This is a genomic window from Paenibacillus sp. FSL R5-0341 (genome assembly GCF_037975235.1).
Taxonomy (GTDB): Bacteria; Bacillota; Bacilli; order Paenibacillales; family Paenibacillaceae; genus Paenibacillus; species Paenibacillus amylolyticus_A.
Map to the genome: position 1 here is coordinate 4143906 of NZ_CP150241.1, position 24536 is coordinate 4168441.

Consider the following 24536-nt stretch of genomic DNA (forward strand, 5'->3'; position numbering starts at 1 on the left):
TTTCTTTACGTGAATAACCAGATGCGTTTGCCGATTACACACATCTTAGGCCTTGCTTTCCAAACTTCCAGCAAGCATTTAATAAGTGCTTCAACACACTTGTCCCCCCCACCGCCTTCGCAGTAAGGAATGACATAGACGTCATCACATATCCAGTTGGTCAGTTCCATCCAGTCCAGATTAGCGTATTCGTAGCTACGCGTACCCACTTCCTGAAGGGAGGTGAACACCCATTTGAATTCATGTTTGCCTTTGGGCACTGGATGTGAAAAAGTATAGTATCCACCCTCTTGGGTGAATGTTTTGATCAGCTCATCGTCAATGAAGAAATCCAGTTGACAATCAAACGGCTCAGGCACCCATACCCATCGTTCGTAGGCTTTGAAGTCGTGTACCCGGAAGGTGGTCAGATATCGTTTTCCTGTCCATTCGCTGATCTGCCCCTTCTGATCTGTTGTAATCTCCACTTTATACTTGCTATATGGCTTGGGAGCCAGATCATTCAGTTCGAAGCCACGATACCCGTCCCCGTAATACTTTTCATCCCATAACACTTTTCCGTCCTCGCGGGTAATTTTCACGCGCATATTGCTGTTATCGCAGCCACCCATCCAGATCGGTTTGTTATTCCAAACTTCAAAGTGAGTCACTTCTGCCCAGGATGGTTCAACTTTAATAATATCATCAATATTCAGTTTTCCTCCCCAGATCATTGCCCCGTCTCCAGGGCATCCCTGCTCGAATCGAACACGAACCTCGTAGTTTTTCTTCTGATTTGAAGTGTTTTCGACTTCAATTGAAATGATTTGATCATTTTCACTTGTCACTTCTTTTATTGGAAGTAGTAATTGGCCGTCCTCAAAAGTTTCAATGACAATCTTTGTGCCAGAACACGCTCTGCTGTTATTCTGGTATAGACGAATAACATCTAGCCAAGCATGACTCCCACCATCTGGTGTTGTAATATCTGGTGGATTCGATGGCTCCTCGCCTGGGTGAGGAGAATTGCCTTCACGGAACATGTTTCCACTTGCATCAATACAGTAGTTAGGCCATCTCTCGGAAAAATTACCTTCACTTAATGTAAATCCACCTGCATCAAGACCTGTCGCGTTGGTTGAGGTTTTATCTTTTATAAGTGTGTAAACCACTTTATATTTGTGCCCGGGTATTAATGAGTAAGGGCTGTTAATGTGATCGCTAACTTTTTGACCATTTTTGACGGATATTTTAATCGGATTAAATTTGTTTTTTTCGTCTGTTAAATCAAACCACTGAACATTCACATAAGTTGTTCGATCCACTAAGACTGGATTTAGCAGTTTATTTTGATTCACACCATCGGGATCGTCAGTACGAACCACAAGGTCTTTGATGGCTGCGTAATAGTAATTACCTTCTTTTCCTCTTTCACGCCCATTATAAGTATCAGTAAGACCTATAATTAATGTATATTTTCCAGGTTTCTCAACTGTAATTGGAATAGAAAACTTTTCTGCTTTTTTCCATTTTGCTTCATCAATACTTTTGCTATTATATCCTTTTTGATCTCCATAATTATCGTTACAATCAAGAATTGTTACCGCTGGACTTGCTTTGTCTTTAGGATAATAAGCAACCCTAAGTCGCCCAGCTTGAATTGAATCTTGCAACAGGTAACACAAATATTTAAATTTAATATCAAATGATTCAACACAATAGAATTCAAAAGTTATCTTCTTGGTATCTGGACCAAATAAACTATATTCAGGACTTTGAGGATTGTTTCCAGAAACATCCAACGAGTAATAGTCCACTGTACCATTTGATTTGTTAATAGTCTCAGCACGATCATATTGAGCACTCTTATTATTTAGTTCTCTTTTCGCAAATACTCTTCTCTTGGTAACCGGATAGACTGTCAACAATTCAGAGTAATTGAAATTTCCAATCTTAGGGGCAGTAAACGTACGAACGATTGTCGAATTTTGCTTAGTAACACCCAATGCGTACGCTTGACCAGAGGATGAGTAAACTTCTCCTCTATTAATTGCATCAAACTTAGCAGCACGTGGCGAATGCCCTCCATATGATTTTTGTGCGTACTGGATGTTATTCGTTTTTGAATCTCCTGTATAACACTTCACTCCATAGGGATCTTTCTTTGCTCCACCTTGCTGGTCAGTTCCCGTACCTGTTCCAGTGGAAGTTTCCGAACCGTTTTCAGAACTACCTTCTCCGTTACCTGGTGTGTATTTTTTACCATCACGGTATCTCCATCGGAATTGATGATTCCCCGAGGGTAGAGGATACATGCAATTGGTCCCTTCTCTGTCATTCGACTGACTTCCTGTCCATACAGAGATACCATCAATTTGTAATTCCAATTTTTCTCCTGGATCAAATTGCCCTCCATATTGCCAACAGATGTAACCGGAATTGACTAAATGAGCTTCAAAATCACATATAAAATCCTGATCATGGCCCTGTGCCCACATGACCCCATCGCCGTTAACAATTTTTTTCCACACCCAATTCCCAGAGAATCTCAATGCTTCATGGTACTTGCCTTCCTCATTAAACAACTCTTCAAAAACGTTAAAATCTCTTGTACTCCCCTTTTCGGGATCGTATGACGAGTCCATCGCTGGATAGATACGCATATGCTCTTGAATGCTAAACTTAGCTCCAGGATTTAACTCTGCATTATATCTAATCGTGTCGCCATTTTTTTCAGTTCTAGCACCTGCATCTGTTACGTCCCACCCACGTGTCACATCAACGTACGAACCTAAATCAGTTACAGTTCGATATGTATTGCCAGTATTATTCCCGTACGTGAATAATTTTTCTATGTTATCCATGAAAGGCTGCTCAGTGTAATAATCTCGAATATAGAATTGGATAATATTTAAACCTTCCTCTAGCGGAATTCGTATCTGATCCCCCTGGCTATGCATCGTTGAATAGTATTCAAGCATGCCATTTACAGTCACCTCGAACGATTCCGTAGCTCGTAATTGATGAGAATAACTAAACAAAAACCAACCCTCATCTTGCAAGTTCACTTCAGTTTGAGCAATCATATCCCCTTCTGTAGGTTCATCCAGTCTTAATACATTCCCTGATCTTATCCATGGGGGGCCGCCCGACATTTGCCACTGATAATTCCCAATCCCCTGACTATGAAGCGACGCCTCCCAATGATCAATATCATAGGTTGGACATATAACTTCAACTACACCTCTTAAATCTACAGTCGTCTCAGGACCTGCTATAATTTCGTATTCAATCTTGGCTTGATTAGCTGTTGTTTCGGAATATTCCTCATTAAGATTCCACTCTACACCGTGTAAAGATTGAGCATGGCTACCATGCCTGCTTTCTCCATGCTGAATTCTGGATTCAAAAATGTCATCAAAAAACAATTCATAATCTTTAGTTGGATATGATTCTTTATCTACTCCCATGAAGTAAGCAAAAGAAACGGTACCGTCACATTCATTATCCAAATTCATTTTCATCGTCTTACTTCGCTCTTCATCTGTAATGAACTGAGCTTGAAAATGGGCTTGTGCAATGCTTTTCGAAGACTTTACATACCAATCACTATCACTTCCCTCACCATCCAGATCAATATCCAAAGGCACAGGCGGCTTACGTGTATCCACAATCTCAACGACTTCAACATCCTTGATATAGATACCATTGTTCTGCCATACTTCGGGTCTCATTTTACGGATCAGCCAGTCGAACTTGTACATCTGTCCTGGCTGCAACGTAAATGCAGCTTCCTGCCATCCACTATTTTCGCTCCATTCACCTCCGACTTGCTGCCCATTAATATAGAACAGCATACCATTACCGCGCTTGGCGCTAGCCAGGTACTTGAACCTGATCTGTCCATACCGCTTCACACGCCAGTTAAATGTAATTTTGGATGAGTTGCCAATCTCCAGAAGCCCTAAATCCAATTTTAAGATCATCTCGGAACCAGATTGTTCATTTCGGCCTACGGAGTGAACAGCTACCCATTCCTGATCCTCCGTCGATGATACATATCTGAAGAAATCAGGGAATTTATTCGAGAACGGGACGTCCTTTTTCATTGAAAAGAGCGGGATCTCATATACGGTTGCATCAAAATGATTAAAGTAATTCCCGCTAAAATGATGGTAGTAGGGTGCCGGACAGACGGGCAATGACACACCATGATGACTACCGCCAGGCTTCTGGGCGTTTTCAAGAATTTTGTGAATACAATCTTTCACCATTTGCAGTACTCGCTGATATTGTGTTTTATCTGGAGGCTGCTGCTGTTCTACCCACCATTCAATCCTGCGATACATATTCCACAGTGCTTCACGGCATCGTACACTCGCATACCACGACTTATCTTTCAGATATTGCTCAATGATTTGATCAATACTGTTTTCCAGTGCATCCAATTGAACCGTCTGCCATCGTCCTATCTGACCGTAACCTGGATCACCCAGAATAGGATTATTTTCTTCGCCATGCCGGTCCGTTTCACTCCTCGGTGCATTGGGACTCTGCGGTAAATACGCAGGGTTATTGGGGTTGCCGTAACTTTCGTCCGCAATCTTCGCTCTCATATTGGCGAACAATACACCTTTCTGTGATTTGGAGAACAAACCAAATGTATGACCCATACCAATCACCTCCCAATCTCTCTATACGACAAAAAGAGCACCGAGTTAATCGGTGCCCGTCAGATCATATTGCAATTTCGAATCTGTGTAGATCTGGAGCTTATTTTTCATTACTGATACGGACAATGTATACCATTTATCCTTCTCCCACTTAAAGGGTTGCATCGGAGAACCCACTGCAGTTGGATTGCCAGCAACGATTTTATATAGCTGCATCGGCGTTCTCATATCCAGACTGTTATCGCTGTCTCCTCCGTGAACCATAAACATCCAATAATTATGTTCATCGAAGTATTTGAAAATAATTCCTGTGCCATCCCCATCCGTACTTGTATCTACCTTGAAATCAATGGAGAACTTATACGTCTCAGCCAGGAAATTATTGCGGTACCATCCGCTGATGTCCTTCGTATCTTCCTTGGAATAAAACTTTCCAAGCAGTTGATCCCTGTCCCAATCGCCTTGACCGAATTTAGTCCAGTCGTCTGATTGGGATAATTCCAGCGCATCCATATCCTTGGAGTAAGGATAGTACACATTAAACGGATCATTCGGATCATAGTCCTCCGGCACACCCAAACCACCTTCCCAATCTTCAGGATCCATCCCTCGATCGAGCAGATCTTCCGAGTAATCGAATATGAGACCCTGTGCCATGGTATCCATCATTGGAATGTAAGCATCAGCGGTTTCACGTTCAGCCACCGGATGATCAGTCAGTATGAAGCTCTCACGCGGTTCCATCTTGGCTTCGTGATACATTTCCATAAGATGAGCTGTTCTCTCGGGAAGGAACGCGTGCAATTGCTCCAAATACTCTGCTCTTTTCTCAGGTCTTTCAGCGAAAATAAAACCTGTGATGACTTGAGAACAGCGTTCTTCAAATGAAGCCATGAGAGAATCAGGATCTTCAATTTCAGACAACCTGGCGTTCGCTATACCAGTCGGCAACTCTCTTGCTATGCTGGATCCACGTTCCTCAGTTATCCCTTTAAAATTATCTTTACTAAGATAACCCGGGTCTATTAACTTACTGCCAAAGCTCTCGCCGTCATTATCAACGTAACTTGTGTATGGTAGACTATTTCCGTAACTTAACTCGTCACCTGAGAATGCAAACCTCTGGAGTGTGGTCCCGTATATCCCATCGAAATGCTCACCGGCTCGCTCACCCCCAACGCCACTTTCCATTTCATGTGAATGACCATATCGATCTATTTTCTCCGCTGCGAATTGCTCCGAATCGAGAGTCGTGCTTCTTAACAAGTTCATTCCAGAATCCAATTGATGGTTATACCCGTCATAAGAACTTCTGGAGCTCATGAACGAATTATCTTCAATATGAACATCTCTCGTTTTAAGGTAAGCATATTCGCTTTGGATCAGGTTTATCTGTTTATATTGGAAGCCAACCAGTTCCGTGTCCAAAATGGATTCATTAAATTCTTTATTTCCGTAGAACATATCCTGATCCAACGATCCATTTCGCAGCTTCAATACATCATTGATCGTATCATGGGTATGCGCCCATCTTTCAACTTTTACCCCAAAAAGGTTGTCATGCAAGAATGCTGATCTATCCTCTTTATTTAACTCAAGCGTTTGGATCAAATCAGCTTCTTTACCGTTTTTAAACGCATGAATTTGCTCATCAATAGTGAAATCTTTGGCATTTTTCAGAGCATACATGTTCTCTTCCAAATATCCATATTGCGGTTTGTCAGCGAGAAGATTCTCTTCCATATTACCGTACTGGGGTTTATCCGCTGAAAGAGCAATCTCTGTTTTTCCATATTTCAAGTTTGTTCCACCAACAATCTCAACTGGAACATCACCGTACTTCAGATTCGTTCCGCCAACAATCTCTACAGGTATATCTCCATAACTGAGCCCCGTCCCACCCACGGATTCCACTGGAACATCAGCATATTTCAGGTTTGTACCGCCTAGTGGTAACGTGAGATCAAGGTAACCATTTTGCGGTTTATCCGCTATCAGTTGTTCTTCAAGATTAGCAAGCTTTTCAATCGTGCTATCCGTTGTCTCATGAAGGTAAGCGTCTCTCATACCTTTACCACCATACCAACCCTCACCATGCAATTCACTCAAGCGTAACTTGACAACTTCACTCTCCAACTCATGGACTGATGCTTCTTTCACGATTCTTGTAGAATGGTTATCTTCAAGCATAAGAGATAATCTATTCATGTTATCCGAGATGATTTCAACGTTCAATTGTCCTTTGCGCATGATTGAATGAGCCGTCAGCATATCGTCAAGATTCGCAGATTTCATTACAGTAGTCGCTAGAGATATCTCATCTTGCACCGATCCATATCGATCTACCCTAATCGCTTCAGAAGTAATATTTACCAACGTGGATTCCCATGCTTGCCGCGTACCTGCATTAAACTCAATATTCATTGCACTATCTCTTGCCCACGATGAACCAAGCGTATATCCAATCTCAGCTACTCCATCTCGATATTGCGAGCTGCTTATGGAATAATCCTCGCTGAACAGCGCAGATCTCCATTCCAAAGTCGCCAGTGAGTAATCTATATCAATAGCTGCCTGACGTGGTTCAATCATGCCAATAGAATAGCTCTCATTCAAATACAACTGTCTGATCTTGGCTGTTCCTATGGAGTACTCATTACTAATCAATCCTCCTCTTGTTGGATTTGTACCCATAGGTTGTTGTTCAATCCAATATCCCTCACGAGTCTTTGACGTTCCAATAGCATATTCGCTGTTCAAAAGCATCTGGCGCAAGTTCGTGCCACCCATGGTGTATTCATCATCAATTATTCCATATCGATACCGGGAAACCCCGCCCATATTAAATTCGGTATGAATCATACTCTCACGGTTCATGTTGGAACTCACGATATGATGGTCGAGAGCCATTCCGTCCCGTTTGTATTTTGCGCCTATCCCGTACTCATCAAAGGTTTGTCCTCTACGTTCAACTTGACTTCCTTCATACGCTGGGTCATCCGGGAATAATCCCCCTCCAGGATTCAGGTAACCTAATGAATCTTCAAACTCAATAATAGCCGGTCTTGCATTAAAATCTGCGCCGTAAATGACTTCCGTAATTTCGCCATGCTGGTCTTCCTTTATTTTCACTCCCTCGAAAACGTCTGTCTCTAGAGTAGAATTACGTCTGTTTAGTTCAGCCGATCGAGACTCTTCTTCAAGTACTGTTGTGCGCAAATCTTTGGATGCTTCTGCGAGTTCCGTCCCTACATCACCAAACTGAGATTCCTTCGCAGCTTCGAAATTAAAAGAGATGATGCCTGGTCTGGTTCCTTCTTTTTCAGCTGTTAAGATCCCACAATCAACTAACGCATCTACCCGCTCTCTAACCCCGTCCAAAAAAGGTTCATCAAAATAAACCGAAGCGTCGGCATTATTTACAGCTTCCATCATCATTTCCAGAATGACTGCCGGGCTGTTCTCCAAGATCTCCCCAACAATAAATTCCTCATCCAGATACCCAGGGTATGCTTTATTCCCCAACCATCCTCCACCAACCAATTTGTCCAAAAGCTCATCCCGAATCATGGTTGGTCGACTACGATCTCGGATGGATTGCAGGATCGTTTCCAGATGTAGCTTTTTACGATCTCTATGTAACACAAGTGGTTTCTCTGTCAGATGCATATGCTTCTGTTCGTCGTTATTTCCATACGAATTTAGCTTTTCGAGCATGGTAGAACGTAATAATTCTTTATCAGCCAAATGGTCCTCAGACTCAGGTAACCACAAATCATGAGCCAAGGCTCTTTCTGCCGTTGTTGAACCAACCGTATAGCTTTCAAAGAGTGTTTCTCTTTCTGCGCCTTCCTCGCTGTTCGGGATGAACAAATTCCTTTTTTCTGTTTTTGCAGTATGGAACTTGTCCTCAATATAGCTATCGAATTTGCTTTCCCTTTCACCAAGTGATTGCTTGTTGAGTATTTCAAGAGCCTCTGCAGTCACTCGTTTGCCTAACCTACTTTCCCTCTCTACATACCCAGAAACCTTACTGATCCTTCTGCTCTCCTGCAAATCTCTGAAAACAAAACCGTGCTCCATACTTTCACGATAAGCCTGTTCTGCATGACGGTCTAACTCACTATGAACCACATAAATCCGTTGTGCCTTAGGACGCTCGTGCTCAATATACATTTTCTCCAAATAAACTCTTTGCCCCGTAGTCAGATCACCCATGACGTTCATATCTTCCGTTTGATCCCGAACAGCCCAAGGAAATTGCCTTTCCACATCCGTAATAGTCCCTATTTCTCTGGATGCCAAAATGATACCAGATGCTGTAGTTGCCGGATGTTTGTCTATCATTCTGTGAGCTTGGAGCGGATGCCAAAGGGTATCACTCGAACGAAAGACTAACGCATTTCGATGTTGGTCACGGCTGCTTTGACTAAGATCGTCATGAAAGTATAGTTGCTTGTCGACTTCTCGCGTACTTCTCATTTCAGTATGTAGAACAGTCGGGTACTGACGATCCTTCAGTTTGGCAAGTACATTCTCATGAGTTGTCAATTCATTCTCAATAACCCGCGTAGCCTGATTCAGTTGTGAAAGAAACATATTCTCTTCGATGTCTCTGATTGCTTGAACAATTTTGCCTGTAGTCGTTCCAGCAAACGTAGTTGCTCGGATAGCTGTTCCCAGTGTCTGTATGAGTGTCAATTGTGAAGTGTTATACACTCTATGAGCTAACGGCAACGTGCGATCAAGGTGCATATACTTTATTTCCTGAAATCGACGAATATAAGCAGTCGACATATCCGAGAGAACGGACAATTGCTGATGATCATCTACCCTTTTCCCAATCATGGCAACTTGTTTAGCAAATGTGTCTTTATGATCATCACGTAAACCTAGCAGGTCCTGATATACAATTTCCACATCTTGTTTGCTTACTTTCCGGGACTGAAGGCTTCTCTCAAGTTCTGTACTCCTGAAGTGGTCTTGAATGGCTTCTAACAAAAATTCGTTCTGTGTGGATCGTCCAATGATCTTCTCCACTTTCTCGAAAACCTCTGCCACATCCATATCCGGTTTATCGTTTCGAACAGAGTGTATCAATTGTTTAATCACCAGTTCAGAGCTGTTATCTTGCTCTGCACTATCTGCATAGTCCGCAATCATCCCAAATTCACTAATCCTGAAACTGATCTTTCCAGGCTCCAGCTTATCCAAGTTCTTTACAAAGTTACGAGTCAGACCCAAATTACGGATAATCTTCAGCTCTTTATCGTTATCTACGCGCCAGCCCTCTGACATATCTTCATGAATGAAAGAATCCTTTAATCCTCCAGGCCTGTGGCCTTCATCGTGATGATCCATCTCCAAAGCTTTAATTAAAGCAGACCGCTCCATTTCAAACGAAAATTCCATGACATCGCCTTGCTTGGTAGCTGAGCTCGATCCTTCCATGGAACTGTGTAAAAGTCCTTCTTTATCCTGTTCAGCATCACTTAGAACAATAAATCGTTCTTCTCCTTCCAGATCCTTGCGAATCGCTTCCACAAGTTGATGATTAAATCCATGAGAGATCGATCTTGCCATGTAAAAATCAAGCATCAGGACACTTGGATAACGGCTGTAAGGCATGTATATAAATCGATAATCCTCAGGCCTGCTTCCTGTAGTTCCGACTGTAAACAGGTAACCGTACTGAGTTGTCGTGTAATCTATAACGGTGAAATCAAACTTATTGACTACTTGACTCACGTCACTGCCCCCTTCCAACTAAAAAAAGGGAACCCCTGAGTGGAGTCTCAGAAAGTTCCCTCTCACTGAATCTATACGACTCAGCTTTGATTCAGTTTAATTTACGCCGTATAACGGACTTCCTTCAGAATAGCCACACCCATGCGCTGGTTGGCAGACAGATTCATGAAATTCTGCGCTGTATCGGTATCGAAGTAACGATATACTTCTTGGTCCCAAGACTTGCCTTCCACATCAATAATCAACTCATCCAGGTGAAGGATATTATGCTTCGTAACCGCAATGCAGTTATCGAATTGACCACGGTAGCCCTCGTAAGGATGAACCACGTAGATCGGAGACAAGTGATATTTGGATGTCCATTTGGACGCCTGGAAGCCTTGAGGCTCCAGTTCCAACCCCGTATCTCCCAATTCAGGATCTTGATAAGCTTTACCTTTCGGTGGAGCTTGCGTGATAAAGGAAGGATAGTGCTGCTGGAATTCAATACCTGATTTGGTTTTCAACATCTGAAGTGTGTTGTTACCTGCAGAGGTATATTGACCGTAGTAGTACGTTCCTGTTGTAGCAATCTGAGAGATATCCGGTTCTTCGATTACTGCTCCGGCTGTCAACATTACGTTTCCGTCTACATCATTCAGGTTGTATTTGAACGGTTTCAATGCACCTGCATACAGGAAGGATTTTTTGTAATCAAGGAAGTTTACAGCTGGGTCCGCAACGAGAACCATCGCCAAACGATTGTTCATGACATTTACATACATGTATACAGGTTTTTCTTTATTCCGATCCGTTGGTGTATAGTTTTCCAATGCCCATTGGTAGAGTACGGGATGTCCTGTAAGCTTGAATGTAGGGCGAGTGGTAACTGGTAGTGTAGTTGGTTCGCTGCCTTCCAATCCTTCAAGCAACTGAACAGTCAACGTACTATGCTCCTCATAGGCTGGAACTGGTGCAACGACGCGTGGTACCAGAGCATGATTAATGAAACTTACATAGAAATGTTTAGTAATAGGAGTTGCTTGTGTTCCAATGGTCATGATCCCGCGAAGAATAAGTTCCTGAATTCGGTCACTACTGTCCTTTTCTTCGTAAAATACTTCCCATAGATTTTGTTCCTGAGACTCGCCTGCAGTGGATTCAAATGGGAAACTCTTAAACCCTGTAACTTCCTCCTTCAGTTTTGTCAACACGTCCTGTGAAGTGGTGATTGTTTCTACATATTTAAAATTTGCCATTATGTAATCCTCCTTATTTTATCTCTTTCAAGAATGCAATCGTAATTACATCTGGTGATGGGGAATGCTTGAATAGATTCAACGGACTCTTGATACTGAAAAACTTGTAAACCTCAGTCCACGTACCCAATGCAGGTTTGGAAGGATCTTTCAGAATTTCTGTGTCTACGATCAATTCATCGCGATTGACCAAATTATGGTCGTATATCGCAACTACACCGTCCATATAACCTCGGTATCCTTCTGCCTGATGCACAAGGTAGATTGGGCTCGCGTGATACTTTCCTGTCCAGAGGGATTTCTGGAAGCCATCCGCATCTACGATCAATTTCGAAAGACCTGGGGGAAGTTTACCCACAGAAGGATAGTTAGGAAGATGCGAAATAAATGCCGGGTAATACCGCTGGAACAAGACATTACTGCGTGTCTTCAACATGGACATGGAGTCCATACCATTTGAAGTGTACTCACCGTATTTGGCATAGATATCCGGATTAAGATCCGTGAGAATATCATTTTTCGTATAACCTGTCATATCTGTTCGCAGATCACCCATACCTACGGTGACACCGAAGTTTCCTCCATGGTCGTAATCATTGAACGGAACGATCTTGCCTATGTATCCAAAACTGCGGTAATAACTATGAATATTTGGTGAAGGATCGCCTTCCAGTACAAGAACAACTCGATCATTGTTTACCGATAAAGTGTAAGCAACCAGGTAATCCGGTCTGCGTTTTTTATTAGGCAGCCATGACGTTGTAGAATGTCTGCCGTGGAAAAACCGAGCTGCCGGGCTTACGATCTCTTTCTTGCCGTCATAGTCCAGCTTCCACTTCGTGGATGGTGGAATGAAAGGTTTAATGGCTGATGAATCATTCCATGTCAGATACATATAATGTGCCTTCAATTGGTCAATGACTGTAGGTGCCTTCCCAATCGTTATGGTTGCAGGATCACAGATCCCATCATACGTTTCGCGCTGGCTTCCTTGAGCAACTTTCCCCTCGAAACCTTCTCCATAGTAGATGTTAATATAATTCCAGTCATGGGCTGGCTGCTCAAACATGACATAATAATCACGAACCTGAATCCCTGAGGGAACTGTAGGCGTTGCTTTCACTACGGTCTGAGCAGTTACATTGTTCAATACATCAGCTGTATAAAATAGTTCATCAAACTTGTATAGTTGCTTTACAGGCTCGTAAAAACTGTCAACAATGTTTGCCCAGTTCCAGTAAGGACTATATGGGTAGTCATTCACTTTTCTGGATAAATTGTATTGATATTTCCCTTTAGGTGCTAGTTTAAGTGCATATGCCCAGTCGGTAGGCATCTCTGTCACAATCTCAAATTCATTCCATTCATTCGATAGTTTTGTTGTGCCATCCAGTTTTCCTATCACTTGTCGTACCAGATATGCTCTGTACCCATCCGGAACTGAATTATCAACAACAACGGTTACCAAACAACCAGGAATATCAACATACTTTGTTTCATTAGTCTGAGCATCCTGATAACTAAACTGCACGACCTGAATCTTACGCCCTGTCTTATAGTTACCGAAAGTGGTCCCAACATTAGATTGAGAAGGTCCTGTCTTGCCTTCCAGCACCTCATCAAAGTAAGTTTGGCTTACTTCCCATAGACACCCACTTTTATCCAGCGCAGAATTTCCAGTATGACTTTTTGCCTCAGTCCAATCCGGAATTTTGTAAACTTCGTACTGATTTCCGTCAGAATGGGCGTACATCCCAATAATACCCTTGTTATAGCTTTTGCTGTAGGTTACCCACTCAGCTCCATCAGATTGATAGACTTTCTCCCAGCGATTGGCGTCAATCCCGCCCTCTACTCTGGGAATATCAGCACCTACGATTTCATCGGCGAGCGTGTTGATCAATTTTTGTGCTTCCGACTCTCCGTCAATATAAGCGGCAAAGTTCGTCTGCGGTTTTTGCAGTGCCATCGTCACCCTCCTTATCTCAAAAATTTGATGTTGTACCAGACCGACTTGGCTTCAGCCACCGCGTTGAAGAAGTCAAACGTGATAGTCGTTCCAGCCGGAATCGGGTAGACAATCCCGAAACTGTTCCCCATAGAAACCGACTCGGGAAGTTCCTTCGCATAAATGGTGCGGCACACCTTTTCAGTCCCGATTGTCAGTTCCCAGTAATCGCCGACACAGTAGTGGCTCGCAGCAAACGCAATGCTCAAGAACTCTGTGTCATACGCCAAGGTGAACGTATCCGACTTAGTGGTCTTGGCCGCCGGAATGTCCAACATCTGTCCCCGAATGAACGGGATCGTCTTTTTACTGAAGTGTGGGTACGGCAGCTCGCGCACTTTGTCGATGACGCCACCCGCGATGTAAGATACATTAAATGCCATGGAACCACCTCCTACATGTTATATACGACTTACGCTCGTTCCAGTTAAGCGTCCTTCGTCATCATAATTTAGACCAATATTGTAAGTGAACATTGACTCTCCAGCTGGATCATATGTACGGGCCGTCACCTGCGTTAGCCTGTAATACTTGTAATAATCATAATCCGGGTGGGAATAGCCCACCCCTGAAGGAAAGTCTTCCTCCTCCTCTGAGCCAAACTTCATCCAGATCGAGACCTTCCATGCTGATTCATACAAGAGGTCTGCCCCTGTCACTCTGTCCGGGTCCTGCATATGCTCCCGATATAATGTAACGGAAGGCTCACCTTCAAGAGGAGAAACATTTGAATTGGAGATACTGCTATATTTTCGAAGCTCCCGGTGGATTAGATCCAGCACGGGAAATACAATATTTTCATTCACAATGCCGGCCATTACACCATCACTCCCTTTCTTGCCCACATCATATCAATGACCTGTAACATGCCACGGTCGACCGAATAACTGGTTTTAATACTTTTAATCGTATATACAGCTCGTGTGGTGGTCGTTTTATCCGTCACAATGACGTTGTCGAGCAGATCAAGCGCAGGATTCGCAGGAATGGATACCTGTAGCGTACGGCACATACGTTTCATATCAAAAAAAGCTCGCTCTGCCACCTGTCTCTTGGCTTCAACCGTCTTCGCCCAAGGAACGGCCAGCACCATGGTTCGGATTTCTCCTTTGAGTTCGAGCAAAATCTCCTTGTCCACGAAACTGCTCTGACTATCATTCGAGTCAATAACAACAATGTGGCTTCTTCCTCTGGACCAATCCGTGGATTTGGTAATGGAGATCAGATTGTCATTCTCGGAAAATTCTGCTACGACCGGTTTGTCATAATTTAAGCGCTCCAATCGGTATGTACCATAACGGTCACAGTAGCTTCGATACGGAATCTCCGAGATCACCTCCTGAACGGCTTCAGTAACTTTGGCAGACCATTGCTCAAACGTCTTGCCATACTCCTCAATAAATGGATTAAGCCATCCGTTCGGTGTCAGCACTGTACTTGCGTCCTTAACTTCAAACTCACCTTCCTGACCCGGTACGGGGACAATGACCCTGCCCGTCTTCTGATTCACCTCAATCAGATAGGTCTCGTCAATCACGTAGTCAGGATAAGAGCGATCCTCACTGGTTGCCCTCCAACCCACCATACCTGCATGTTTAACCAGATCTAGTACAACGGTTGATTTGACCCAAGCCGGCTTTTCAAATTCTACAGGCTGAGCGGGTGTTGGTGTAACTGCCGGAGTGGAGGTTGCTGTAATGGTCCAGCTTGCCGGATCTGCGAGCATCTCCTGATAATAGGTCCATACCTTGTCCACCCAATTCTCTCGATCTTGACTCCAGGTCATGGGAGCAATGTCTCCACCATTATGGAAATAAAGTACATCCGCCTTGGAACTCACTTTTTTCCCTCTGGAAGCCAGCGCCTTGGACATCCGTTCTGCTCCGCGCTTCATTTGCTCCTGAATTCCCTTGTAAAGTGGATTGCAATCACTTTTACTAGGACAGCCATATCCAAGAATAAAGCTGCCGTTCTCATCTTTGCCCTTCCCTTGTGTTCCGAGAACGGTCTCGTGCCTGCATATCGCAAGCAAAAACTTATGATCAGGTACACCATACGCTGCAGCTTGAGCCTGCGCAGCCTGAATAATGGAGGATGTCCGGTCCGTGCCAACTGCTGCAGGCGGTACCGGATCTGGCACATTATCAATCTCATCTACTTCTGGATAGGCTTTTTTCTCGGAAATGACTTTCTCGATAATACGCTTGTACATATCTCGGGCCGTAATCTCCAGCGTGGAGCCTTCGCCATTGATATCCACTTTGTCAATCAGTCCGGTAAATACCCGCATCATGTGCTGACCATATCCCATATATATGCGTATCGGTGTATTTTCACTCAGAACTCCGATATGGAATCCGTTTGCGAAATAAGACCATGGAGACGTCACACCACCAAGCTCAGGAAAATGAGCAGGATTATAATCAGGAGAGAAGAATCCTCTCGGATTGGAGATGGTCAGCCGTGCTTCCCTGGCTTCAGAATCAAACTGATCATCGATTTCGGCACTAATAATATTGGGAAGAACCTGCGTGTCCATATAAACAAAAGACCCGACCTGAATAACATCCGTCTCTGTCCTTTTATTATTAATAAAATCTCCGTAGCTGTTCGTTTGATAATATCCTTTAGACGGATCCAGCCCTTCTTCACTCTTTTGATTCTTCAACGGAGCAGGCAACAACTCTTGTATGCGAATATAATCAATGGCGAATTTTTTATACTTCTTACTTGAAGCAGGAACAGACCCGGTTGGGACAGTGGAGTTTTGTTTGCCCCCATACGTCACCTTAATCTTGATACTCTTGGCTTTTGCAGGGATCACAATATTATTCAATTCCGTCAGTTTGGTCAGATCATAGGCCCCGTTAAACTTATTGACATAGGCATACGTTTTACCATCGATCACCACGGCGAAAGAATCCCCTTCCACTTCACTAAAATTAGTCCCCATTCCAATACTAAGCAGCCCTTGCGTGGGCATACTCAGTTTCGTAACGTTAATCTCAAATTCAGCTACGGCGGCTTTGCCTTCAAAGGTGTATAGCAACTTGCCTCCTGAATCAAACATAGTCCAGCCCGATTCAATCTTGGCATAATCCGTAAATTTCACTCCGGGTGTATAAACGTCTTTCTCATGCCAGTTGCGTTTGTCGAATTTCTCATTCAGTTTAATCTCTCCGGGATATCCCTCGACCTGAACCGGCTTTACATCAGTGAATGTTGTTTTCGCATTTCCGTGCAACTTGCGCTGGCCCTTGAAATACAATTCAGGATTAACTGCCTTACCGCCTTCTCCAGTTCTCGTTGTTGGATTGACTCCTTCCCAGATCTCGAAATGTAGATGTCTTCCCTTGCCCGCCGCACGTTCAGCCGCGGACACCTTATGCCCACCGGTATATACGCCACCCGTATTGCCTAGTGTTCCAATGACAGCCCCTTGGGCTACTTCATCATCCACCGAACAGAGAATTTCTTTTAGATGAAAATACTTGGTGATTACACCGTTGGCATGTCTTATATTTACGGCATTACCAGCACCTTCTGTTTTATTCTGGGATATTCGGACTACCTTTCCTGACCAAGCAGCCAGAATTGGCGTTCCAATGTCATCCCACAAATCAATACCTTTATGAATCCTTGTACCTTTATCACGAGGAGCTCCAAAATTATCCGTAACTTTAATCGTGTAAAATGTTTTACCCTTGACTGGAAAACAAATTTCCTGGGTATTCGCTTGAGTCGAACCGTTATATATGCCATCACTCGATTCATCCACCCAAACGGATTCTGTACTGATGATGGGTATCTGCTCGTCTACGATATGCCTGAACTCTTCCGTCCGTCCCGGGATAAAGGCCAACCGATCTACTTCGACCCGGATATTGGGAAGCGCTCCTTCCCCCAGCTTCAGACGCTGGGACAGCACGTTCATAACCTCATCCGAAATTGGAATCATATTGTAATCTCCCCCTTACTTGAATCGCTCGATGGTCCATTTCATGAATCGGTCCAGGAAAGCTACGGCTTCAGCCCGGGTCATAGCGGAATTTCCAAGGAACCATAGCTCTGCCTGCTCTGTGCCATTTGTAGGTCTCCCCATATCTGTTACTATCGCTGCACCATCCAGCTTGTTATTGATCGGAATGCCAGCAATTAGAGGATCATTATTGGCAAACGTTTCATCTTCCATCTCCGAGACGGCTATTTTCCAGAAAGCATCCTTGGACTGTTCTACCCGCTCACCTTTGGTTTGATAATAAATGGCTGAAGCTTTGCCGACATCTGCGAACCTTTCGCTCACATCTTTGAGATAATAGAATGTCACTTCGTCGCCTTCTGAGAAAGGTTGATTAAAAACAACCGTGTGGTTGTCAATTTCCGAATAAGCCGGTGTTTCTGGGACGTTATCTTTTTTTTCGTCTTTATATTTCACTGTAATTTTAAGTTTCTTTTTACCTGCCGGATAATTGCCATTAAGTCTAAACACCCGTTGACCCTGAAATGCCGTAATAGGCTGATTAATCTCCGTCGTTGGTGCTTCCATGTCCGTAAATCTGGCATAGAACACTTTGCGCAACTTGTTAATCAGATGAAATGCTTCTCCCCGCTGTATAATGGCATTAGGAAAAAAACAATTGTTGTATGCCGGTTTGAGTGTTGTCGCTTTGATATCTTCACTCTTGAATTTGTTATTCTTCGTCCAATAATTGAACTTGCAAGTGACACCGTTCAGATTAAAAGGAAGAAACACCGATCCCCCCGGGCTGACACAATATACATCCGTTCGGTAACCAATAGCCTTTGTTGCAATTTTGGTTACCGCCTCTGCATCTCCCATGGTGTCTGCCCATACCTCGGAAGGAATACTGAGTCTGCGAAGCGGTTGGCCTGCTGCATACAAATATTCCTGATGATTACGACTGAATGGATCGTAGAAATAGGTCGTCGCTGCGCTAAGTACAGCTCTGGGCAGATCTCCAGTCCAGGACACGGGTGGCCTTTTCCAAGCACTGTCCAGCAATGGTTCACCATAACTACAGAAGGACACCACCTGTCCTGCTTTTACACCCGTATACAACTCCACATCGGTTAATCCCTTACTATTGGTTTCAGCCGTTTGGTAGATCGTTTGAACACCATCAATAAACACATACAGTGGATTGTCATCTGTTGGTTTAATCAGCACAGGCAGACTAAATGAGGTTTGCCCCGCTTGTCCCTTGATTTCTTCATATACAAAAGGCTTGCCTTCCTCAAACTTGTTATAGTTGATTCCGGCAACAAAGACTTCACCATCTTCCAAAACCATATTCGTGGCTTCCATAACATCGTTGTAGAACCAGTCCCCTTCGTTTACATCAACCCATTTTCGTATGATAAACACCTCCTATCTTTAGAATAGACAGAAAAGAGAGTAGGTCACCCTACTCTCGAATTGTTCGTTCCAGCAGACGCTTGGTGCGCATAAGGAAAGTAACAAACTCTGCTCTGGTTATAAAGTTTTCCGGTCTGAAGTATAGAATTGGGGTGCCATCCAATTGTGTTACAACCGTCAGTCCCAAATCAGCCAAGCGTTCAATGGAATCTCTTGCCCAGTGGTCCTTGCCTTCTGTCGTCTGTAAATCCTGAAACTGTATTGCACTCTTACGGTCATATCCATCTTTTTTGATCAGGGTCATGGTCAATTCAACCTTGTACCCCTTCTGATCCTTATCCATCGTATCCTGATGGTAGAAAATAGGGTCGACTTTGATGGACTCTACAACACCAACATAGATATTACCCTTCTCATCATAAAATTTGTGTGTCCAGCCTACGTACATCGCGTAGTCGTGATAGGATTGCTTATCTTTAAACAGGATGTTAATGATGGCCTTGTACGAAGACACGCCCATCTGATGAAAATGTGAGGGAGCATTAATCATTTTAATTTCCCTTACTTGCGGATTGGGCGAAGGTGAAGAGTACGGATCAATAATTCTTCCCTTCACTGGCTCGAACTTCATGCCTGTATCTACATACAGCTTTCTTTTATACCGGTCATTAACTAAGCCAAACGGATTTTGCTGAGTCATATCAAATTTCCTCCTTATCTACCATATTTAGGGATATGATTAGTTCCCATTCCCGCACCAACATTGCTGGCCATTCGGTTTGCAATACCAGGACTGTTCTGCCGTAGTGTCTTGTCCAACGTAGATGTCAGTCTCTCCACATCTTTTGTGCTGCCTGTCATATTGTCGATGTTCACGTGAACCGTGACATCACCCGAGCCAACCATCACACTTTTATGTGTATTGTTTGTCGTCATGTAGTCAAAGTAATCCATGACCTTAAGACCTGCTGGAATGTTGAATGAAGATATCGGTTTATCCATTTTTTTCCTAATTTCATACAAATTTTTGGACTGTTCTACACTCAATGACTGGATTTGTTTAAAAATCTGCATATATTCATCCGTGCCCGGTTTAAACAATCCACTATTTAGCAAATTATTCCAATCTTGCTTGATCGAACTTATTTGTGAGTTCATTTCAGATGCACGGGATTTGTTCAATGCAATTAATTCAGGTGCATCTTCCTTACCCCCATTAGCCGCCAGGAGATCATACATTCGTTTATCATAATCCAACTGCGTCAACTCAAACTGATCATTCATCTTGCGTCTAAGCTCATCAATTTGGCTGTTTTTGACACCATTCAGTTCAAGCTCTGATTGTGCCTTCTGCTGTTTCTTCTCATTGATCTCTAGGCCCAGTTCATCTTTATCCTTACCTTCAGCCATCTTGTCGTACGTCTTCTGTAAACTTGCAATAGCCTTATCGAAGAACTTGATATTCTCTTGCAAATATTTCTCCATTAGCGCGCGCATCTGACCAGAATCTTCGCGAACACCACTAATCAACAGACGGGATCGAGTGACTTGGTAATTGGTTTCGTTATCACTTGTCGATTTGTTAAGCTGCCGATTAATCTTGGCGATCATTTCATCAATGCCATTACTCTGTGGCTGAGGCGTATAACCGTTGGCAATGGTGCCTATTCCGCCCGCAGCAGGTATGTACTGCATTTGAGGTTGAATGTATTGTATCTGCGGTTGTTGTTGTGTTTTATCCCCAGGCGGCTTTCCAGACTCTTTATCCATTTGAATCTGGGCTTCTTTTTTCTCCTGCTTGTAGTTGTATTCCTTGCCCAGTTTCTTCTCAACTGCATCTCCGCCGTCTTCACTCCATACCGCCTTAAATCCCTTCCAGTAATCCCCGAACTTGTTATTGGTAGCATTGTTTCCAAATATTGAACTCATTGTGCCGGACACAGCGGCATCCATCCCCAGGTTTAACCCTTTCCACACTTTCCCTACAAAAGATGACTGCTCCATATCCTTGAAATCTTTGGCCAACTCTTCTTTATTGGTAGCACGAATACTCTGCTTCTCCGCTTCTGACTTACCCATATTGTTCAATGGATCGACAAGACCAGAGATGACATCCATAGCGGTCATCGCTAAACCAAGTGCTGGTACAGCTTTTAAAGGCCTCAATAATCTCCCGCCGGATTTGACTAGTTTCGAAAATTTTCCGGGTGTTTTAATCCCACGGGCAGCTTGTTCCGCATTGATGTCACGCTGAGTAATCGAATTACCTTGTCTATCTCGAAGAATATTTCCATCTTTATTACGCATTGGGGCATTGCTGTCAAAAAATGCTTTGCGATTGCCTGTGTCTTTCATATCCTTAAACCTGGAAAGAAGGCCCCTTTTGGGTGTATTTTTATTCCCTTTCTTCGAGTCGCCCCCCGGATTGAATTCATCCATTATCGCGTCTTTCATGACATCTTTGATCAGGTCTTCATGACGAGCTACAAAGGTTTTGTTTTTGGATTCTTTCTTGTCATCCTTAACAGAAGATTCCACGCCTCCTGCTCCTGGAACAACTAGAAATCCTCCTGGACCACCCATCATACTCGCGAGCTGAACCTGTTCGAGTTCCTTCAGTTTGGATATGTATGCTGTAGCATCGATCATGCCCTTTCTAAAAGAGGCATTTAACTCATTGACTTCGGTTCTCAATGTGGAGAGAACGTCATTCAATAGAGTTGACTGTTTACGCAGCTTCTGAATCTCGGATTCGTAGCGCTGAACATCGGTTGAACCGTATTGAAACTCAGCGTTTAGAAAATATAACTTATTTCGTAGTTCAACCGCATCGAGATCCATGTCATCCATCGCCATCATCAAAACTCTAGCTTGGTGTTCAAGTTGCATCATTGCTCTACTCGTGTCATCTAGTTCTTGGCCTAGAAACTCAAGACTTCGCTTCGTCTTCGCGATCTGAATATCGAGAGAGTGCATTTCTTCTCGCAACAAAAGAAGTTCTCGACTATACGTTTTGACTCGCTTCTCAGCTTCGTCACGTTCTTCTGCATGAATGGAAGAAGCCGCTGTATCCCCATCTTGTATAGCCTGATTGTACATTTTATGTTGATGATCTCGGTTAGTCCGAGCCTGAAGTACATCATCTTGCTTGGAGGCGACCCTACTTTGAATTTCTGTTCTGCGATGATGCAGAGTCTGCAGACGACTCTGCTGTCTGCCCATTTCCTGTGCTACACCAGCACGTTGCACATCCGTGACTCCAAGTCGCTCGGGAACATCGCTTCCCGTATTTCCAACTTTCCCTGGCTCTGATTTTGTAGTAGCATACTGTTTCTGATCGCCTTCATTCATCACTTCACCGAACTTATCCCACGCAACCTGAACACCGACTTCATCCATAATTCGGTTAAGCAGTTCCATGTGATCAACAATGCCACCCGTACGATCTCCAATTAACCGCATGACTGCGTTAAGATAATCACCCAGCTCGGCAAATTCCTCTTTCAACCCTTGCATCGCCTCATGCGTTGCAATCTGAAATGCGATTTCGATCTCTCGTTGCCGGAATTGAAGATTGTCTCTACTACCGGTGCGCTGATGGATCGACGCGTCTGCATCCACAGTCTTCAATTGTTCAGCAAGAAGATCGAACATGACTCGATTCGATGCAAAAGCCTTCTGCGAAACCATATCTCCATTTGCCTGAACCGACATAGCTGCCTTACTAATCCAGTTGGCTAATGCATCCTCTTGTGCAAGCGTTCCATCAGGGTTATCAGCCATCGGAATGGTCTGACGCATCATATCCATCAAATCCTGAATGCTAACATCCAACATCGTTGAAGCTCTGATCATCATGTCTGTGACTTGGGACAGCTCAAAGCCACTGCTTCCGCTTGCCGAAGTAACAGCTTCCAGATCTGTTGCCGTCTGTTCTACATCCATATTGCCCACTGAATGCAGCCTGGCTACTTCTTTAGCAAACGCGACAGCTTCAGATGCATGATCATAATTACGAGAACCAATGCGATAAGCAAGACCTACATCTTCCTGATCCATACCATGTTGCAGTGCAATTCGTTGCAGGTTTTTGATTGTTCCCGTTTGTGTGTATTGTCTACTATCATCCGATGTTCCAGACGATCTAAGTTCGAAATTCTGGTTGGCCCGGGTCATCTGTTGATCCAACTGTTGCGACGAGTCAAGGGATTTCTTGAGTAGTGTTGATGAATACCCCTTGGTTTCACCTGCTGAAATATATTTCATCGTATTCATAACGGAGTCTATCAACTCCTGTGATCCAGCTACCGACACATTCTTCATCTCACTGAAAGCTTCACGATAAAAGTGCTCCAAATCATTAGTCAGCGTTTCAATCATTTGCGACTGCATATCACTTCTGATTGTCTCCACACGTCTAACCAACGTGCTAACACCTGACGGGGATCTACCTTTCAGCGCTGCGTTTTGTCCAGTTAATTGATCCATATCCGTTAATATTTCTTGTGTTAAGGAATGTTTATCTCCTTGTCCTTCTGTTTCAGTCAAAAGAATCACCGCCTTTATGCATAAATCCCGCTCTACCTGCATTTAGGCAAAACGGGATGTCTCTCTCTTATCCTCCGAGCGCTTGTGCAAGCATACCGATATCATCTTCTGATATCTCCGTGTAATCCTCATCATTGAAGGTTCTTTTACGTCTGACGGTGCCATCCTCTTCGACTTCCTCGCCTCCACCGCCACCGAACATGCGGAAAGGTGCTGTCATAAGTTCAATCTCAAATTGAATATATTTCTCGGCTGACTTGCACAGCTCCGCAACCTGAGGGAGTGTGTACTCCCAAATCTCCCACTTGTTCAGCCCACAGTGTTTATGGAGGGTGAAGAAGATTTCTCCCCAGTGAACGGGTTCCTGTGTTTCCGTATCACGGATTTCGGTTCCCTCCAAAGACTCCCCCTCGGTGCGTTCTACTTTTTTAAACCATTGAGCCCTATGAGCATATCAATGACTTTGCGAGCTGTGTTCAGATCAAGGTACTCATCCAGATATTCTCGATTGATGATATACTCACCATGCTCATCTTTGGTCACGATATGTGGATAGTTTTTGAATGCCATTGCCAATACATCAAATAAATCCTGCTGCCGCTTCTCGTCCAGTTCATCATTCTCAGTCGGAATGAAGTTAAGAATAATGGCATCGATATTCACCGTTTTCAGCAACTTCATCAGACGGCGGGCATCCTTCAGGTTACAGGGCGGAATACGATATTTCCGTCGATCCCGCAGCGTAATAATCTCATCATCTTCAAAGAATGCACGTTCAGCAGCCTCCACTTCCTCCGGAGTCACCCGTTTGTTTTCCGGATCATCTTTGATTCGTTTGGCCGCTTCCTCATTCAGCTTTTCCGCAAGCTCACGCTCGGCTTTTTCTTGTTCTGTTTCCATGAATTTAAAAACCTCCCCAGGACATTCTCCCCCATATAATAAAAAACCTGGCAAGGCAAGGCTCT

General features: G+C 43.7%; 12 protein-coding genes. All 12 read right to left on the minus strand.

Translation table 11 applies throughout. The annotated features are described in order from the left end of the window. Nucleotides 1-5: 5 nt before the first annotated feature. Nucleotides 6-4652, minus strand: coding sequence for a hypothetical protein (locus MKX75_RS18615; RefSeq protein WP_339166356.1), 4647 nt, complete (start codon nucleotides 4650-4652; stop codon nucleotides 6-8). A gap of 45 nt (nucleotides 4653-4697) precedes the next feature. Further along, nucleotides 4698-10400, minus strand: a complete 5703-nt coding sequence (locus tag MKX75_RS18620) for a hypothetical protein (protein WP_339166357.1) — start codon at nucleotides 10398-10400, stop codon at nucleotides 4698-4700. Between the two features lie 101 nt (nucleotides 10401-10501). After that, nucleotides 10502-11638, minus strand: coding sequence for a hypothetical protein (locus MKX75_RS18625; protein ID WP_036607790.1), 1137 nt, complete (start codon nucleotides 11636-11638; stop codon nucleotides 10502-10504). Between the two features lie 13 nt (nucleotides 11639-11651). Beyond that, a complete protein-coding gene (locus tag MKX75_RS18630) occupies nucleotides 11652-13607 on the minus strand; it encodes a hypothetical protein (protein ID WP_339166358.1) in 1956 nt (651 codons plus the stop codon). Nucleotides 13608-13618: 11 nt separating this feature from the next. Next, entirely contained in the window at nucleotides 13619-14029 is a 411-nt protein-coding gene (locus MKX75_RS18635) for a hypothetical protein (protein WP_076331348.1), read from the minus strand. Between the two features lie 18 nt (nucleotides 14030-14047). After that, nucleotides 14048-14464 carry a hypothetical protein gene (locus tag MKX75_RS18640; RefSeq protein WP_076251164.1) on the minus strand — a complete coding sequence of 139 codons (417 nt, stop codon included), beginning with the start codon at nucleotides 14462-14464 and terminating at the stop codon, nucleotides 14048-14050. Next, nucleotides 14464-17604: a M23 family metallopeptidase gene (locus MKX75_RS18645; RefSeq protein ID WP_339166359.1), complete on the minus strand. Its 3141-nt coding sequence runs from the start codon at nucleotides 17602-17604 to the stop codon at nucleotides 14464-14466. Before MKX75_RS18645 ends, MKX75_RS18640 begins: the two co-directional genes overlap by 1 nt. Nucleotides 17605-17619: 15 nt before the next feature. Beyond that, the gene (locus MKX75_RS18650; protein WP_339166360.1) at nucleotides 17620-19032 is read right to left on the minus strand and encodes a hypothetical protein; all 1413 of its coding nucleotides are present in this window, start codon (nucleotides 19030-19032) and stop codon (nucleotides 17620-17622) included. A gap of 40 nt (nucleotides 19033-19072) precedes the next feature. Further along, on the minus strand, nucleotides 19073-19723 hold the full coding sequence (locus tag MKX75_RS18655; RefSeq protein WP_076331344.1) for an S-layer homology domain-containing protein: 651 nt from the start codon (nucleotides 19721-19723) through the stop codon (nucleotides 19073-19075). 14 nt (nucleotides 19724-19737) lie between these two features. Further along, nucleotides 19738-23571: a hypothetical protein gene (locus tag MKX75_RS18660; RefSeq protein WP_339166361.1), complete on the minus strand. Its 3834-nt coding sequence runs from the start codon at nucleotides 23569-23571 to the stop codon at nucleotides 19738-19740. Between the two features lie 67 nt (nucleotides 23572-23638). After that, nucleotides 23639-23971 carry a hypothetical protein gene (locus tag MKX75_RS18665; RefSeq protein ID WP_211175732.1) on the minus strand — a complete coding sequence of 111 codons (333 nt, stop codon included), beginning with the start codon at nucleotides 23969-23971 and terminating at the stop codon, nucleotides 23639-23641. Between the two features lie 20 nt (nucleotides 23972-23991). Then, complete coding sequence (locus tag MKX75_RS18670) at nucleotides 23992-24471, minus strand: hypothetical protein (RefSeq protein WP_076331342.1); 480 nt, start codon at nucleotides 24469-24471, stop codon at nucleotides 23992-23994. Between the last annotated feature and the right edge of the window lie 65 nt (nucleotides 24472-24536).